Annotated in this window: 12 protein-coding genes; 6 read left to right on the forward strand and 6 right to left on the reverse strand. The window is 72.2% G+C overall.

The annotated features are described in order from the left end of the window. Positions 1–3 precede the first annotated feature (3 nt). Entirely contained in the window at positions 4–1506 is a 1503-nt protein-coding gene (locus ACFCZN_RS01640; RefSeq protein ID WP_429762823.1) for a CCA tRNA nucleotidyltransferase, read from the reverse strand. An 82-nt stretch (positions 1507–1588) separates the two neighbouring features. Between ACFCZN_RS01640 and ACFCZN_RS01645 the strand changes: the two genes are divergently transcribed. From ACFCZN_RS01645 to trxA, 6 genes are all read left to right on the forward strand, one after another. After that, on the forward strand, positions 1589–2239 hold the full coding sequence (locus ACFCZN_RS01645; protein ID WP_429762822.1) for an NUDIX hydrolase: 651 nt from the start codon (positions 1589–1591) through the stop codon (positions 2237–2239). A gap of 10 nt (positions 2240–2249) precedes the next feature. Then, positions 2250–4631, forward strand: a complete 2382-nt coding sequence (locus tag ACFCZN_RS01650) for a DUF6049 family protein (RefSeq protein WP_430555605.1) — start codon at positions 2250–2252, stop codon at positions 4629–4631. After that, positions 4628–6457 carry a murein biosynthesis integral membrane protein MurJ gene (gene murJ / locus ACFCZN_RS01655; RefSeq protein WP_430555606.1) on the forward strand — a complete coding sequence of 610 codons (1830 nt, stop codon included), beginning with the start codon at positions 4628–4630 and terminating at the stop codon, positions 6455–6457. The genes ACFCZN_RS01650 and murJ overlap by 4 nt, the downstream gene beginning before the upstream one ends. 148 nt (positions 6458–6605) lie before the next feature. Next, positions 6606–8534, forward strand: a complete 1929-nt coding sequence (locus tag ACFCZN_RS01660; protein ID WP_430555607.1) for a hypothetical protein — start codon at positions 6606–6608, stop codon at positions 8532–8534. Between the two features lie 107 nt (positions 8535–8641). Then, complete coding sequence (trxB, locus tag ACFCZN_RS01665) at positions 8642–9682, forward strand: thioredoxin-disulfide reductase (RefSeq protein ID WP_430555608.1); 1041 nt, start codon at positions 8642–8644, stop codon at positions 9680–9682. 31 nt (positions 9683–9713) lie between these two features. Further along, complete coding sequence (gene trxA, locus ACFCZN_RS01670; protein ID WP_429762817.1) at positions 9714–10046, forward strand: thioredoxin; 333 nt, start codon at positions 9714–9716, stop codon at positions 10044–10046. Between the two features lie 2531 nt (positions 10047–12577). Here the strand turns inward: trxA and ACFCZN_RS01675 are convergent. From ACFCZN_RS01675 to yidC, 5 genes are all read right to left on the reverse strand, one after another. Beyond that, positions 12578–13996, reverse strand: coding sequence for a ParB/RepB/Spo0J family partition protein (locus tag ACFCZN_RS01675; RefSeq protein WP_430555609.1), 1419 nt, complete (start codon positions 13994–13996; stop codon positions 12578–12580). Between the two features lie 163 nt (positions 13997–14159). Then, entirely contained in the window at positions 14160–15101 is a 942-nt protein-coding gene (locus ACFCZN_RS01680) for a ParA family protein (RefSeq protein ID WP_429763209.1), read from the reverse strand. A gap of 294 nt (positions 15102–15395) precedes the next feature. Then, complete coding sequence (gene rsmG, locus ACFCZN_RS01685) at positions 15396–16061, reverse strand: 16S rRNA (guanine(527)-N(7))-methyltransferase RsmG (RefSeq protein WP_430555610.1); 666 nt, start codon at positions 16059–16061, stop codon at positions 15396–15398. Positions 16062–16137: 76 nt separating this feature from the next. Beyond that, positions 16138–16668, reverse strand: coding sequence for a protein jag (locus tag ACFCZN_RS01690; RefSeq protein WP_429762814.1), 531 nt, complete (start codon positions 16666–16668; stop codon positions 16138–16140). Positions 16669–16691: 23 nt separating this feature from the next. Further along, positions 16692–17627 (reverse strand): membrane protein insertase YidC, encoded by a 936-nt coding sequence (yidC, locus tag ACFCZN_RS01695; RefSeq protein WP_430544843.1) that lies wholly within the window; start codon positions 17625–17627, stop codon positions 16692–16694. Positions 17628–17674 lie beyond the last annotated feature (47 nt).

Genomic DNA, 17674 nt, shown 5'->3' on the forward strand with positions numbered 1-17674 from the left:
CGGTCAGGCCTCGCGGGCCGCCCACCAGGCGCGCAGCTCCTGCTCCGCGCGCTCCGCGCCGAGCGGGCCGTGCTCCATCCGCAGCGCGAGCAGGTGCTTGTACGCCTGCCCGACGGCGGGCCCGGGCGCGATGCCGAGGATCGCCATGATCTGCGAGCCGTCCAGGTCCGGGCGGATCGCGTCGATCTCCTCCTGCTCGCGCAGGGCGGCGATGCGGTGCTCGAGGTCGGTGTACGAGTCGGCGAGTCGCTGCGCCTTGCGCTTGTTCCTCGTGGTGGAGTCGGCGCGCGTGAGCCGGTGCAGCCGCTCCAGCAGCGGGCCGGCGTCGGTGACGTAGCGACGCACCGCCGAGTCCGTCCACTGCCCCTCGCCGTAGCCGTGGAAGCGCAGGTGCAGCTCCACCAGGCGGGCGACGTCCTTGACCACCTGCTTCTCGTACTTCAGGGCGCGCAGCCGCTTGGCCACCAGCTTGGCGCCGACGACCTCGTGGTGGTGGAAGCTCACGCCCCCGCCCGGCTCGAAGCGTCGCGTGGCCGGCTTGCCGACGTCGTGGAGCAGCGAGGCGAGCCGCAGCACCAGGTCGGGCGCGGGCACGGGGCCGTCCGGCCCGGTCTCCTGCGCGATCGCCTGCTCCAGCACCGTCAGCGAGTGCTGGTAGACGTCCTTGTGGCGGTGGTGCTCGTCGATCTCCAGCCGCAGCGCGGGCAGCTCGGGCAGCACGTGGTCGGCCAGGCCGGTGTCGACCAGCACCTCGAGGCCGGCGCGGGGCCGGTCGCTCAGCAGCAACTTGGAGATCTCCGCCTGCACCCGCTCGGCGGAGACGATGTCGATCCGGCCCGCCATGTCGACGATCGCCTGCCGGGTCGCGGGCTCGACGTCGAAGCCGAGCTGGCCGGCGAACCGCGCCGCGCGCATCATGCGCAGCGGGTCGTCGTCGAACGACCGCTCCGGCGCGATGGGGGTGCGCAGCACGCCGCGGGCCAGGTCGGACAGCCCGTCGAACGGGTCGACGAACGTGAGGTCCGGCAGCCGCACCGCCATCGCGTTCACCGTGAAGTCGCGCCGCGACAGGTCGCCGTCGAGCGTGTCCCCGAAGGCGACGACGGGCTTGCGCGAGGCGGGGTCGTACTCGTCGCTGCGGTACGTGGTGACCTCGACGACGACGTCGCCCGTCGCGGCCGCGGTCCCGGGGCCCGACCCGCCCCCGGTGCGCGCGAACCGCCGCGCGCCGATCGTGCCGAACTCCTTGCCGATGTCCCAGTGGGCGTCGCCCCAGCGGGCCAGCAGGGCCTGCGTCTCGTCGGGCGAGGCCGACGTCGCGAAGTCCAGGTCGTTGCTGGCGCGGCCGAGGAAGGCGTCCCGGACGGGCCCGCCGACCAGGGCGAGCTCGTGCCCGGCGGCGCGGAACACCTCGCCCAGCTCGACGGCCGCGGGGGCCATCTCGGTCAGCACGGCGAGGGCGCGGCGCAGCAGCGCGGCAGGGGCCTGGGGTTCAGGGGTCGACACGGCGTCCCATCCTCCCAGATCCCGCGCGTCGGCGCCCCGGCGGCTGGGCCGGCGGGGTGTCTCCACTCGGTAGGGTGGGCGCATGTCATCCCCGGCCCCGGTTCCCGGCCCGCGGCGCCGGCGCCCGGCCGCGCCGGTCCCCGTGCCACCGGGAGGACACCCCCTCAAGGTCGACCCCGCGCGCCTCGCCGGGCCGCGCGGCACCGCGACGCCCGCCGTCGTGGGCGTCGCCCCGTCGGGCACGACGACGCACCTGCCGGTCAACGAGGAGACGTCGGCGGGCGGGCTCGTCGTCCAGGTCGCCGCCGCCGGTCCCGAGGCCGCCGTCATCGTGCGGCGCAACCGCGGCGGGCGCCTCGAGTGGTGCCTGCCCAAGGGGCACCTCGAGGGCGAGGAGACGCCGGAGCAGGCGGCCGTCCGCGAGATCCACGAGGAGACGGGCATCCTCGGCACGATCCGCACCCGCCTGGGCGTCATCGACTACTGGTTCAGCGGAGAGGACCACCGCGTCCACAAGGTGGTGCACCACTTCCTCCTGCGCGCGGAGGGCGGCACCATCACCGCGGAGGGCGACCCCGACGGCGAGGCGGAGGACGCCCTCTGGGTCCCGGTCGAGCAGCTGACGGAGCGGCTCTCCTACCCCAACGAGCAGCGGCTCGCCGTCGTCGCGCAGCAGGTGCTGCGCCGCACGCCCGAGGTGCTCGGGCACCCCGGTCTCGGAGCGGTCGAGTGAGGCCCGCCGCGTGACCACGTCCCGACCCTCGGGTGCCGGAGCCGCACCCGCGCCCCCGCCCGCCCGGGCGGCCCGCCTCGTCACGGCGCTGACGCTGCTCGCCGGGCTGCTCCTGGCAGGTGCGCTCGTCGCGCTGCCCGGCGCGTCGGCGTCGGCCGTCACCTCGCCGTCCCTCCTGCCCGCCGCCCGCGACGGGAAGGCGACGGTCGAGCTCGTGAGCTCCGCGCCCACGCTCGCCTCCCCGGGCTCCACCGTGACGCTCGTCCTCCGGGTCACCAACGGCACCGACGCGGCGCTCGACGGCACCCAGCTCGACCTCGGCGTCTCGTGGCGCCCGGTCACCTCGCGCGAGGACCTGGCTGCCTGGGCCGACGACGACGGCACCAGCACCGCAGGGCTGCGCCAGGATGCCGAGCCCGTCGACCGCCTCGCGCCCGGGGACAGCGCGCAGGTCACGATGGAGCTCGACGTCGACACCCTCGGCCTCAGCGCGGAGAACCCCTGGGGGCCCCGGGAGATGTCCGTCGCGCTCACCCGCGGCGGGTCCACGCTCGACGTCGTCCACACCTTCCTCCTGTTCGCGCCGGAGGGCGACGCGCCGGACCCGGTCTCGGTGAGCGTCGCCGCCCCTGTCACAGGCCCGGCCGTCGACCCGCTGGACCCGGACGGCTACGACCTGGAGCTCGGCACGGCGACCGCGACCGGTGGACGGCTGAACCGCCTGCTCGACGCCGCGTCGGTCACCGGCACGTCTCCCGGAATGTCGCTCGCCGTCGACCCGGCCCTCGTGTCGGCCGCGGCCGGGGCGGACGACGACGACGCCCAGGCGTGGGCGACCCGGCTCACGGGTGCGCCGGTCACGGGCGACGCCGACGCCACCGACGCCACCGACGCGGGCACCTCGGCGAGCCTGGCGAGCACCGCAGGCACCGCAGGCACCGCCGGCGCCGCGGCGACCGGCGAGCCCGCCGACGTCGCCGTCCTGCCCGGCTACGACCCCGACCTCGCGGCGGTCGCGCACGCCGACCCGTCCCGGGCGGACGTCGCGGCCGCGACCGGCGGGGAGGCCGCGCTCGGGGCGGCCTGGCAGCGGCCCGAGGGCTGGGACCTCACCGTCGCCTGGCCGGAGGGTCGGCCCGACGCCGCCACCCTCGCCGCCGGACGCGAAGCGCCCGTCGACCAGGTGGTGGTGGCCGACGGGCTCGCGCCCGCCGACGGGGCCGCCGCCTCAGCCCGCACCGCCGTCGAGACGCCGTCGGGCAAGGTGTCCGCGCTGGTCGCCGACGAGGGACTGTCGTCGGCGTTCGCCGCCCTCACCGACGGTGACGACGCCCCGTCGGCCGCCGAGGCGTCCGCCCGCGTGCTCGCCGACGCCGCGCTCGTCGCGCTCCAGCAGCAGGACTCCGGGCAGCAGGACCTGCACCTGCTCGCCGCGCTCCCGCGGAGCTGGTCGCCCGACCCGGCCCTGGTGGGCACGGTGCTCGGCGACCTCCACGACGCGTCGTGGGCCGACGTCGTGCCGCTGTCCGAGACCGTCGCCGCCCCCGCCTCCCGCGCGCCGCGCGCCGACCCCGCACGAGGCGAGCGGGCCGGTCGGTCCAAGGGCGAGCTGGCGCCCTCCTCCGTCCGCCGGCTCCTCGACTCCCACCGCGACCTCGCCGCGTTCTCCACCGTGGCCAGCGACCCCGTCGAGCTGAGCGGCGACACCGACCAGGCGCTCGTCGCCCCCCTCGCCGTCGCCGCCCGCACCGAACCCGACGCCCGCGACAACGCCGTCGACCTCGCCGTGGAGCAGTCCGACGCCCTCCAGCGGGGCATCGGCGTCGCGGACCGGTCCAACGTCACGCTCGTCAGCGACACCGGCAGGCTGCCCGTCACCGTCTCCAACGACCTGCCCGTGGACGCCACGGTCACGGTGGTGCTCCGGCCCGACGCGTCCCGGCTGGTCGTCGAGTCTCGGCCGACCGTCGTCGTGCCCGCCGGCACGTCGTCCAACGTGCACGTCCCCGTGCGCGCCATCGGCTCCGGCGACGTCACCGTGCAGGTCGAGGTGCTCGCACCGAGCGGCACGGTCGTCGCGGGGCCCACGAGCTTCTCCCTCCGCGTCCGCGCCGGCTGGGAGACCGCGGGCACCGCCGTCGTCGCCGCCCTGGTCGCCCTCCTCTTCATCGGGGGCATCTGGCGTACGGTGCGTCGGGGGCGGTCCTCGGCGCGGACCACCGACGAGGGCGTCGCGGACGCCGCCGCCGACCCCCAGGGCCCCGACGCCGCCGCACCCGACGACAGTCCGCCACGCGACCCGCACGACGACGACCCGACCGACCCGGGCGGCGGCGGCATCCCTGCCGCCCGCACGCCGCCCGCCCAGGCCACGGAGACCGACCCCTCATGACTTCGACGTCCGCCTTCCCTGACGACGGCCGGCCCGACCTGCCCGGCGAGGGCGACGCGACCGACCCCGCGAGCCCGACCGGCGCACCCGGGGCGAGCTGGCACCCGGTCGGCGACCCCGGCGGTGCCCGCGCCGGTCAGGACGACGGCACCGGCAGCGCCGGCAGCGCCGACGAAGGCGCCGCCGGTGGCGTGCGGCGCACCAGCCTGGGCCGCGGCTCAGTCGTGATGACGCTGGGGACCGTCGCGTCCCGTGCCTCCGGGCTGATCCGCGCGATGCTGCTGGTCGCGTGCGTCGGCGCCGTCGGTACGGTCGCCAACGCGTTCGACATCGCAAACAAGCTCCCGAACATGCTGTTCGCGCTCATCTCGGCCGGCGTCCTCCAGGCTGTGCTCATCCCGCAGATCCTGCGGGCGATGAACGCCCACAACGCCCGCGAGCGGCTCGACAAGCTCCTCACCCTCTCCGGCCTCGGGCTGCTGCTGCTCACGGCGGTGCTGGTCGTCGCTGCCCCGCTCATCATCTGGCTCTCGACGCTCAGCGGTGCCTGGGACGCCGACGCGCGCCACCTCGCCGTCGTCTTCGCGTACTGGTGCATCCCCCAGGTCTTCTTCTACGGCCTGTACATGCTGCTCGGTCAGGTGCTCAACGCGCAGGGACGCTTCGGCGCCTACGGCGTCGCCCCGGTCGCGAACAACATCGTCTCCCTGATCGGCTTCGGGGCTTTCATCGCCATGTGGGGCACCGCCCCGTCCCGCGGCATCTCCGACCTGTCGACCTGGTCGACGGCGCAGACGGCGGTGCTCGCCGGCACGGCGACCCTGGGTATCGCAGCCCAGGCCCTGGTGCTCGTGTTCGCACTGCGACGCACCGGCTTCCAGTGGCGGTTCCGCCTCGGCCTGCGGGGCATCGGGCTCCGTGCTGCCGGGACGGTCGTCGGCTGGACCATCGGCGCCGTCGCCCTGGAGCAGGTCGGCGTCCTGTTCCTCACCAACGTCCTCGGCGCCGCCGGACAGACCGGCACGGACCTCGACGAGGTGTTCGCCGGCAACGCCGCGTACACCAACGCGATGACGATCTACCTGCTGCCCCACTCCCTGGTGGTCGTCTCCATCGTCACGGTCCTGTTCCCCCGCATGACGGCGGCCGTCCAGGCCGGCGATCTCCCCGGAGTGCGCCGCGACATGTCGCTCGGCATGCGGTCCGCGGGCGTCTTCTCGGTGTTCTCCGCCGTCGCGCTCATCGTCCTCGCCGTCCCGCTCACGGCGTCCCTGCTGCCGTCGCTCGACGCGGAAGGGGTCGGCGCCGTCGCGCCGATCATCCAGGCGATGTCGATCGGCATCGTCGCCCTCGGGGCGACGGTGCTGGTCCGCCGCATGTACTTCGCGTTCGAGGACGGCCGCAGCATCTTCGGCATCCAGGTCATCGCGACCGTCTCGATGGTCGTCGTCCTGTGGGGCGCGACCCGCTTGCTGCCGCCCCAGTGGTGGGCCGTCGCCGCCGGCGGGGCGTACGCGCTGTCGACGTGGATCTCGCTGCTGCTGCGCGTGCGCGGCATGCGCCGCAAGCTCCAGGGCATGGACGGCCGGCGCGTCCTCCAGCTCTATGTCCGCGCCCTGGTCGGCGCACTGATCGCCGCCCTCCTGGGGTGGCTGACCGTCCGCCTCCTCGACGGCTACGACGTCACGTCGTGGGGCCACTCCGTGCTGGTCACGGCCATCGCAGGCATCGTGATGGTGGTCGGCTACGTGCTCGCGCTGAAGGTCCTGCACGTGCGCGAGCTCGACGACGCGCTGGCCCCCGTCCTTCGGCGGCTCAAGCGATGACGACGGTCGCGTGCCCGGCTCGCGGGGGTTCCGTGAGGGCCCTGCGGGCACGCCCGCCAGGCGCGACCTCGCGGGCACCGGCCCGCCCGTACCATGGTCCGATGGACCGGAGGACCCTCTCCCCCCGCACCCCCACCGAGGAGCACAGGTGAGCACCGCCCATCCCGGGACCGTCATGGTCGATCGCTATCGGCTCGTGCAGCTCGCGGCCACCGACCTCGCCGCAGCCGAGTCGTGGGAAGCGCACGACCAGATCCTGGACCGTCCCGTCCGGGTGACGTTCGTCGACGGCCCGTACGCGTCCGCAGCGCTCGACGCCGCGCGCCGGGCCGCGCTCGTCGCCGACCCGCGGCTCTCCCGCGTGCTCGACGTCGGCAGCACCGACCTCGGCACGGGCCAGCGCAGCTACATCATCTCCGAGCCGTACCGGGGGTCGTCCCTCACGGAGGTCGTCTCCGGCGGCCTGGTCGACGCCCAGCAGGCGCGTGCCGTCGTCGGCGAGGCTGCCGCGGCGCTCGAGGCCGCCGGGCAGCGCGGCGTGCACCACCTGGCGCTGCGCCCCGAGGCCGTACGGATCGACGGCCACCGCGTCGTCGTCACCGGGCTCGGCATCGACGCCGCGCTCGCCGGGGTCGACGGCGGGCGGGATCACATCACGGGCGCCGGCGCGGCAGCCGCGGACGCCCGCGACCTCGTCGCCCTCGCCTACTACGCGCTCACCGCCCGCTGGCCGGGCGACTCGCTCGACGAGCCGTGGATCGCCCCTGACGCCGTGCGCCCGCTGCCCGCGCAGCGCGACGAGCGCGGCGTCGTCCCGGTGTCGACGCTGGTGCCGCACGTCGACGCCGAGCTCGACTCCCTGGTACGGCGGACCTTCGGCTCCGACTCTCCCGACGCACCCACCACGCCCGGCGACGTCGTCGCCGCACTGGCGCCGTGGGGCGAGGTCTCCGTCGTCGCGGCGCTCCCGCAGTTCGTGCAGCCGTCGACCGAGCCGCCGGTGCGCTCCTCCGTCATGGGCGCGGTCGGGGCGGGTGCCGCCCTGCCGGGGACGCCGCCGCCCGCCCCGCCCGTCCGCCGGCCGGCCAGCGGTCGCATCGCCCGCTCCGCCGCCGTCGGCGGTGCCGCCGGTGCGGCGGCCGGCGTCGCGGCACCGCAGTCCACGCAGGCGATCCCGCCGGCCACGGCCACCGCGGCTCAGGCTCCCGTGCCGCCCGTGCAGGCGACGGCTGCGATGGCCCCCGTCCAGCAGCAGCCCGCCCCCGCGCAGCAGCCCGCAGCGGCGTACGGCGCCGCCCCCGCGGCCGCCTACGGCAGCCAGGCCTACCCCACCGCACAGGGCGCCCCGGTCCAGCAGCCGACCGCGCACGCCCCCGTGCCTCCGCCGCCAGGGGGCGGCGAGCCCCGCACGGACACCGGCGGCTTCGCGTCGTCGCCGGCGCCCAAGCGTCGCGGCGTGAACCCGACGCCGATCGTGCTCGGGCTCGTCGTCGTACTCGTGCTCGCGGGCGCCCTGTGGGCCGTCTCCAAGGTGATGTCGCCGTCGCCGCCGCCCGTGGCGGAGAGCCCGGTGGCCAGCGAGGACGCGGGCGGCGGCGCCGCGGCCGAGGAGCCCACGGACGACGAGTCCAGCGAACCGTCGGAGACCCCCGAGGTCCGGCCCGTCATCTCGTCGGGCGACCAGCTCGACCCCGAGGGCGACGGCCAGCACCCCGAGGCGGTGGACCTCGCCTACGACGGCGACCCGTCGACGTTCTGGTACACCCAGTGGTTCAACGGTCCGGACTTCGCCGGGCTGCGCAGCGGCCTCGGCTACGTCATCGAGCTCGAGGAGCCGGCACCGGTCACGTCGATCACGCTGAACACCAACTCCGAGGGTGGCCACGTCGAGGTCCGCGCGACCTCGCGGGACAAGCCGACCGACGGCCCGGTGCTCGCCGAGGGGTCGTTCAGCTCGGAGACGACGCTCGACCTCAAGGAGGAGACCGTCGCCGACTCCTTCGTCATCTGGGTCACCGAGCTCCCGCAGACCCGGGACAAGTACTACCTGGAGCTCAACGAGATCGTCCTCTCGTGACCGTTCCCGGGCGACGACCCGTCGCCCGGGAACACCACACCCCCTCGGGATGTTGAGGGCGATGGCGCCTCAGGACGCGAAAGACCACCAGACGAGCAGGAGAGAACGTGACCGATCAGCCGACCAACACCACCGGTGAGGCCACCGTGCACGACATCGTCATCGTGGGTTCGGGCCCGGCGGGCTACACCGCGGCCGTCTACGCCGCGCGGGCTGGTCTGGCGCCCGTGGTCGTCGCGGGCTCCGTCACCGCGGGTGGCGCGCTCATGAACACCACCGAGGTGGAGAACTTCCCCGGCTTCCCCACCGGCATCCAGGGTCCTGACCTCATGGAGGCGATGCGCGAGCAGGCCGAGAAGTTCGGCGCGCGCGTGCTCTGGGACGACGCCGAGCAGGTCGAGCTCGCCGGCGACATCAAGACGGTCGTCACCGGTGGCGGCGAGACCTTCAAGGCCCGTGCCGTGATCCTCGCGACCGGCTCCGCGTACCGCGAGCTCGGCCTGCCCGAGGAGAAGCAGCTCTCCGGCCGCGGCGTCTCGTGGTGCGCCACCTGCGACGGGTTCTTCTTCCGCGACCAGCACATCGCCGTCGTCGGCGGTGGCGACTCCGCGATGGAGGAGGCGACCTTCCTCACGCGCTTCGCGTCCAAGGTGACGATCGTGCACCGCCGCGACTCGCTCCGCGCCTCGAAGATCATGGCCGACCGCGCCCAGGCCGACCCGAAGATCGAGTTCGCCTGGAACAGCGAGGTCGCCGGCATCTCCGGCGAGGACAAGGTCACCGGGCTGACGCTGCGCGACACCGTCACCGGTGAGGAGCGCGAGCTCGACACCACCGGCCTGTTCGTCGCGATCGGTCACGACCCCCGTACCGACCTGGTCAAGGGCCAGATCGACCTGGACGACGAGGGCTACATCCTCGTCGAGGGCCGTTCCACCCGCACCAACCTGCCGGGCGTCTTCGCCTGCGGCGACGCGGTGGACCACACCTACCGGCAGGCGATCACCGCCGCCGGGTCCGGCTGCGCCGCCGCGCTCGACGCGCAGTCGTACCTCACCGAGGTGGCCGACGCCGAGGGCGAGCAGTCCCTCGCCGGCACCCCGGCCGCGCCCAACCCGGACGGGCTCCCCGCCGCGCTCGCCGGCTGACCTTTCTCCACCGATCCCTAAGGAGCGACACATGGCTACCGTCGCCGTCACCGACGACACGTTCAAGGCCGAGGTTCTCGAGTCCGACGTCCCTGTTCTCGTCGACTTCTGGGCGACCTGGTGCGGCCCCTGCCGCATGGTGGCCCCGATCCTCGAGGAGCTCTCGGACGAGTACGAGGGCAAGATCAAGATCGTGAAGCTGGACACCGACGCCAACCAGGCCACCACGATGGCGTACGGCATCACCTCGATCCCGACGCTCAACGTCTACTCCGGCGGCGAGCTCGTGAAGTCCGTGATCGGCGCCCGGCCGAAGCGCGCCCTGCAGGAGGAGATCGAGGCGGTGCTCGCGCCGAGCGCCTGATCTCCTCCGCGAAGGCCGCTGGTGTTTCACGTGAAACACCCGCGGCCTTCGTCATGCCCGGCTGACAGAGCCCGCGGGTACCGCGCAGGAGGCCTCGCCGGTCCGGTATCAGTCCTCCGCACCTCCGCCGTGCCGAACGACAAGGTTTCCCCGTGGGTCACGCCACGGAAGTCCGTCGCACTGCGCCCTTCGGCACGGCGAGCATCCCGTTCGTCACCGGTGCCGTTGGCCCGCGGCGCTGTGCACCGTGGTCGAGCGTGAGGTCGACCCGCGGCAAGGGCCCCGTCACTCGCCCCCGGGCCCATGACGGCACCTCATCCGGGTGCGACCTGACGTGCCACTCAGCGCACAGGTCTACTCTCGACAGTCCTCGACTGCGCCCGACCGAGCGAGCGCGTTCTGGTTTGCCGGATGTGACCGTGTCGCTCCGATTCTCCTGAGAGTGGCGGATGGCGCGGTACGCCCCGGCCATCGCCCTCGCGGGGGCGGTGGCGGGCGATGGCGGCACGTCGCGCGACGATCGACTCCGGCCCGCGTCCCGGCAGCGTGTCGGGATGAGCCGCTCGGCGGGGCGTCCGCGCCCGCCCGACGACTTCTCGATCCGCCCACCACACATGATGTCAAGGGCGACCCAGCGAGGCCGGCCGATCCAGTGTCGCTACCCCTCGGACCGTGCGCGACGTGCCGAAGCCCGGACTTCACGTGGGCTGGCTCGTCCACGCTCCCCTCCACGCGGTGTGGCCGTGGAATGTCGCCGTCCCGACCCAGGGCCCCGGACCTCGAGATTCTCCGACCGTTCGACGCCTCGACCGGTCAAGGCGACCGAGCCTTCCCCGCTCTTCTCCGATGGCCCCGCGCCGCCCCGCTCCTCGGACCCCGGCGCCCGAACGTCGGGCCGCCGATCACCGTGTATGTCCGCTCTTCAGTGCGCCAACAGGCCTGTGAACTGCGACGATCCAAGGCGCCTGGCTGATGGCGAGCTAGTCCGCGATGTGTCCCCAGCACCAATGCCGGCCTCGGCCTGGCCGTCATCGGAGGCGCGATACCCGCGTCGTCGACGTCTCCGCACCCTCGCACCGAGACCACACTGAGTTCGACCACTCCGGTCCTCAGCGACCGCTGGGATCACCAAAGTCGGCGAACCGGACACCGGGACACCGGGACACCGGGACACCGGGACACCGGGACGAGAGTGCGTGCCTCAGCGCTGACCCTGCTACCTCGGCACCTCGGCACAATGCTGCGGCGGGCTTGCCCTACACCCTGAGCAAGGGTGCCACCCCATCGAGGTGGTGCCACGTCCGTCTCTGGCGTGGACCAGGCAGCGCTCGGTGGCGGGCGCCCCCCCCTCCCCCGCCCCCGTGGCCGTGGGGTCTATGGCGGCTCCTGGCTCCCCTGGATGGCGCATCCTCGCCTGCCGATCCAGTACCGGCCGCGTCAGCAACCGTTGCGCGCCGCGGGGCGTCGTCCTCCTGCGCTCTCGTTGGGTCGCTCGCCGTCGTGGATGGCGGGCGCGCCCTCGCCATGTGGATCTGGGTCACGACGTCCGCAAGTGGCCTCGTCGGCACGATGCGCCGTTTCACGTGAAACGGGACGGCCCGCTCTCGCGTGACGGGCGTCGCGTCGCCTCAGAGATCGCTGGATACGGTGCCGATCGATGTTTCACGTGGAACGGGTCGTGAACCGAAGTGCCGTGGGCCCGCCGCAACGGCACCCTGGTGCATCCGCCGCTTCACGCTCCGCGCTGGAACGGCCCTGGCGAACCTCGCGCGCGCCTCACCCTGACGCTCGACCCCTCCGTCGAGATCGAGCTGCGCTGTCGATCGAAGGTGCCGACGCCGACCTGCCTCTCCCTTCGCGCCGACCATCGACGGCCTCATGCACGCCGGGGACCGGCAGAAATGGCGTCACACGCTCACGTCGTGCACAGCGCGTGTGTCGCCGCTCAAGGACCCGCTCCGGCGCCCAGCCAGATGAGTCGACAACCGGCGTGCCGCCCACCCGATTCCTACGGGTAGGAGACACGCGCTTGACTCTGGCCCTGTCTTTCGCCAGACAGCACGCGGTGCCCTTGCCGTGGGCAAGGCAGGTCCGGCGACCGCCCTTCCGTGCGTCCACCACCCCGCCAGCGGCACCCCCCGCTCTTGGCTCGACACCGCTCGCCTCGCCCTCACGTGCGCGGCCGCGTCTCTGCTCCCTCGAGCGCCCCGCCCGCCGGGAGCCTCCCGGGCCTTGTCGTCGCGCGGCCACACCCTGGGCTCCTCGCGGGGCTCCCTGCCCCGACCACACCCTCGGTCTCGTCCGACTCCGGGACGCCCACGCGTTTCACGTGAAACATGAATCCCGGCGGGCTCCGACGACGAGCCACGATAGGCCACCGAACCTCACGATGCGGCGCGCGCGGGACCAGACGACTCACCGGGTACTCACCCGAGCGCTATGTCGCCGCCGCTGGCGGTTCTGGGTCGTCCCTGGCACGCAGAACGGGCATCACTCCTCCGAGGAGCGATGCCCGTCCATAGCAACCAGTGTCAGGCAGGTCCCGAACGCAGGAGCCCAGGGTCCTCGGGCGCCATCACGCCCAGGATCCTGTTCAGGTCCTCGACCGAGGCGAACTCCACAGTGAGCCGCCCCTTTGTCTTCCCGATGCTCACCTTCACGCGGGTCTCGAACCGGTCAGCAAGTCGGGTCGCGAGCTCGTCCATCGCCTCGCTGCGCTGACCCGCGCGCGGCGCGCGGCGCGTCGGTGAATCGGTGTCGCCGCTGGTCAGCAGCGTGACGATCTCCTCCGTGGCCCGCACAGAGAGGCCCTCGGACACGATCCGCTGCGCCAGTCGCTCGATCTCCGCGCCGTCACTGAGCGAGAGGAGAGCTCGCGCATGACCGGCCGAAAGCACACCTGCGGCGACCCGTCGCTGCACCAACGGGGGCAGCTTCAGGAGACGCAGCGTGTTCGAGATCTGCGGGCGCGACCGGGCGATCCGCGATGCAAGCTCCTCATGAGTGCACCCGAAATCGTCCAGCAGCTGCCGGTAGGCGGCGGCCTCCTCCAAGGGATTCAGCGCCGCACGGTGAAGGTTCTCCAGGAGCGCGTCCCGCAACATGTCGCTGTCGTCGGTCTCGCGGACGATCGCAGGGATCGTCTCGAGTCCTGCAGTCTGGCTGGCGCGCCACCGCCGCTCCCCCATGATGAGCTCGTAGTGCTCGGGATCGGAGGCGTCGGGTCGAACCACGATCGGCTGGAGCACACCGATCTCCGAGATCGACGCCACCAGCTCGTCGAGATCACCGTCGTCGAAGACGGTCCGCGGCTGCCAGGTGTTGGGACGGATCGACTCCACAGGGAGCTCAGCGAACCGGGCCCCAGGCACCGGCTTGAGCTCCGTTTCACGTGAAACGTCGTTTGCAGACCCGACATCCAGGGACGTCGCAGCCTCCGACGCGGCCGACTCCACAGCGGGCGCTGCCGCTTCCGACTCTCCGTGTGCGGACGTAGAATCAGCGGGTTCGTCGACATCCGGGAACTCGATGCTGGTGATCAGGCCCAACGAGAGACCGTCGGCGCCGAGGGACTCCTCCTCGACACGCTCCGCACCTGGGCCGCCGGCGTCGGTCGGAGCATCGGGCTCGTCGGTGAGGACCGAGGCCGAAGCGGCAGAACCTGCGGGTCCGGGCGCCCTCACCTGCGGCTCGCCGCCCGTCCGGATACTCAGGCGACCACCCGCGATCGCCGAGTCCCACGACGCAGACCGTCGCGAAGCGCGTCCGCCGTCCTCTCCATTCTCAGCTGCCGAACGCTCGGCATAGCCGAGAGCGGCAGCACTGCCGCTCTCGGTCGTGTCACGACCCTCACCCGCAGGGAAGAAGACGTCGACCGGACGATCACCTTCCGGCCCGGAAGGGATCAGTGCGCCGAGCCCGCGACCCAGACCACGCTTCTTCTGACTCATGCCCCAGCCTCCTGAACCATCTGGCTCCGCGCTTCCCTGTTCGTGCTGAAGTTACCGCCCCGCCCCCATACAGACGGAGAACCTTCCACATCCCCGCTGCAGGGCCGGGCGCCCCACGTCGCCGCCGCGCGCAATCGCCCTGTCGGCACGCCGCCCCCGACCGTCATCGCAGGTCAGCGCGCTGCGGCGCGCGCTCGGCGAGCTCCCGGGCGGCCTCGAGGTAGGCCAGAGATCCCGTCGAGCTCGGGTCGTAGGTCAGGACGGTCTGCGCGTGGCTCGGAGCCTCGGAGATGCGGACCGAGCGCGGGACAGTGGTACGGAGCGTCTGATCTGGGAAGTGCTCCCGCACCTCCGCCGCGACCTGCTGCGCGAGATTCGTCCGGCCGTCATACATCGTGAGGAGGATCGTCGAGACGCGAAGCACAGGATTCAGGTGCGCCTTGATCAGCTCGATCGACTTGAGCAGCTGGCTGAGGCCCTCGAGCGCGTAGTACTCGCACTGGATCGGGATCAACACCTCGCGGCCCACCACGAACGCGTTCACGGTCAGCAGGCCGAGGCTGGGGGGACAGTCGACAAGCACGTAGTCGATCTGGTCCTCTCCCCGCTCCTCTCTCTCGGCGAGATAGGCGTCGAGCGCACGCCGCAGACGTGTTTCACGTGAAACGAGCGAGACGAGCTCGATCTCCGCACCGGAGAGATCGATCGTCGCGGGCACACCGTAGAGTCCTGGAACGGTCGGGCACTCCTGGACCGTGTTGGCGAGCGGCTCGTCCTCGACCAGGACCTCGTAGATCGAAGGCGTCCCGGCACGATGCTCCAAGCCGAGCGCCGTGGACGCGTTCCCCTGCGGGTCGTTGTCGATGACCAGCACCTTCAGGCCCGACTGGGCCAGCCCGGCGGCGATGTTCACTGTGGTCGTCGTCTTCCCGACGCCGCCCTTCTGGTTCGCCACCGTGATGATGCGGGTGCGGGCAGGGCGGGGGAACTGCCGTCCCTGCAGCTCGATCCGACGCCGCGCGTCGATCGCGAGCTGCGCGGCGAGAGGCGTGGACTCGTCGGCCTCGGGGACAGACGCGACGAGCGCAGCCCTGTGTCCGTCGATGGCAGGAGGAAGCCCACCCTGCGCCCAGGACAAGGCCGGCGCGGTTTCACGTGAAACGTGCGGATCACCCGTCGCGGTCCCATCGTTCTGCGGGACGTCGTCGACGTGCTCCGTACTCGTGCTCACGTGCCACTCCTCCGGTTCGTCACAGGGACTGTGCACCCGAGTCGCCGCACGTACGACGCCACGGCCCGGTGCTCCGCGCTCACTCTACGGCCTCACCGGCGTCGTGACGGGTCAAAACTCCGGCCCGTGGACAGGCAGAACGTCCACGTGCCGGAGCGCTAGCGACAGTCAGGCACGCCGCACGCGGAGGATCGTGGTGGGTTCGACGTTGTCGACCGTGCGCCCCTCAAGGATCTCCGGCTCAGCGGTCTTGAAGGACCGCAGCACCTTGCGAGCCGGCTCGATCTCCCGCTCGACATTGCGACCCTTCAGCACGACCATCGCGCCGCCCTTGCGTACGAGCGGGAGGCTCATCCGCGCGAGCTTGCTCAACGCCGCCACCGCACGCGAGGTCACGGCGTCCACCTCGAAGGCGCCGTGGTACTCCTCCGCGCGCCCGCGCTTCACCAGCACGTTCTCCAGGCCCAGGTTCTCGACGCACTCCTGCAGCCACGCCGTCCGACGTTCCATCGGCTCGATGAGGTGGACCTCGACCTCCGGTCGCTGGATCGCCAGCACGAGGCCGGGGAGACCGGCACCCGAGCCGATGTCTGCCACAGAACGCACGTCGCCCAGGTAGGGCGTCACGGCGGCCGAGTTGAGGATGTGGCGTTCCCACAGGCGCGCGACCTCGCGCGGTCCGATGAGGCCACGCAGCTCGCCCTCGTCCCTCAGGCTCGCGGCATACCGAGCCACCAGCTCGTAGCGGTCACCGAAGTACTCGCGGACGGCGTCGCTCTGACCGAGCTCCGCGTCCCCGTCATCGCCCGTGGGGACCTGTGTCTCGTCGCTCACGATCTCTCCCTTGCATTCCCACCACATGCCGAGAGCCCGTCGTTTCACGTGAAACAACGGGCTCTCGAGACGTCCTTCAGGACTCCGACGCGCCGTCCTGCTCCGCGGCCGGCTGCACCACCACGTACCGTGCCGGCTCCACGCCACGCGAGTCGCTGATCAGGCCCGCCGCCGCGACGGCGTCGTGCACGACCTTGCGCTCGAAGGCGTTGAGCGGGTCGAGCTCGACCTCGCGACCGGACTCGCGCACGGTGCGAATCGCGTCCTCCGCCAGCGCCGTGAGCTCCTGCCGCCGAGCCGCACGGAACCCGGCGATGTCGAGCATCAGCCGGCTCCGCTCCCCCGTCCGCGCCTGAACGGCCAGGCGGGTGAGCTCCTGCAGCGCCTCCAGCACCTCACCGTCACGCCCGACCAGAGCAGAAAGGTCCTCGTCCTCGTCCGCCACGACCTCGACCGCGGCGCGGTCGTGCTGGATGTCGAGGTCGATGTCCCCATCGAGGTCGGCGATGTCGAGCAGCTCTTCGAGGTAGTCCGCCGCGATCTCGCCCTCCTCCTCGAGGCGCTTCGTACGGTCGGGACCGTGCTCCACCGGAGTGTCCGTCGTCATCGGTGTTCGATTCCTCTCGCTGCTCAACGGCGCTTCTGGCGGTTCTTGCGCTTGGGCTGCTCACGCTGCCCGCGGGGCTTCTCGGGCTCGGGCTCCGGGGTCGCCTCGATGGCGCCCTTGGCCGCTGCCTTCCGCGCCTGCTTCTCCTTCAGGAGACGCTCCGCCTCCGAGCCGGGAGCCGGCATCTTCTTGATCGTGTAGAACTGCTGGCCCATCGACCAGAGGTTCGAGATGACCCAGTAGATCAGCACGCCGACAGGGAAGTTGATGCCCGAGATCAGGAAGATCACCGGAAGGATGTAGAGCATCATCTTCTGCGTGCTCGCCATCGGCCCCTCGAGGGCAGCCTTGGGCATGTTCTTCATCGTGAGCTGACGCTGGGTGAAGAACATCGTGGCGCTCATCAGGACGATGAGGCAGATGACGACGACGCGCGACGTCATCGAGTCGGTCGTCCGGAAGACGTCGGAGAGCTGCGCTCCGAAGAGGCTCGACGACTCGATGTCGCCGGCGATCCTCTGGTCGATCGGACCGATGGCCTTGTGCGTACCCTCTGCGATGCCCTGCAGATTGTTGAGGACCCGGAACAGCGCGAAGAAGATCGGGGACTGCAGAAGGATCGGCAGGCACGACGCCATGGGGTTCGTGCCGTGCTTGCGGTAGAGCTCCATGGTCTCGCGGCCCATGGCCTCGCGGGACGCGGGATCGGTCTTGCCCTTGTACTTCTTCTGCACCGCCTGCAGCTCGGGCTGCATCATCTGCATCCCGCGCGAGGCCTTGATCTGCTTGAAGAAGAGCGGGATCAGTGCGATACGGATGACGACCGTCAGGGCGACGATCGAGAACACCCATGCCCAGCCAGGGCCGTCCTGCATCCCGAGGGTCGTGAACAGGGCGTGCGCCCCGTACATGATCCAGGCCACGACCCACTCGATGGGGTAGAGGATGGTGTCGAACATCCCGAATTGTCTCCTCTGTCGGAAAGTCTGCGTCCCCGGCGGCGCGG

Source organism: Isoptericola sp. NPDC056134 (assembly GCF_042264825.1).
GTDB classification, from domain to species: domain Bacteria; phylum Actinomycetota; class Actinomycetes; order Actinomycetales; family Cellulomonadaceae; genus Isoptericola; species Isoptericola nanjingensis.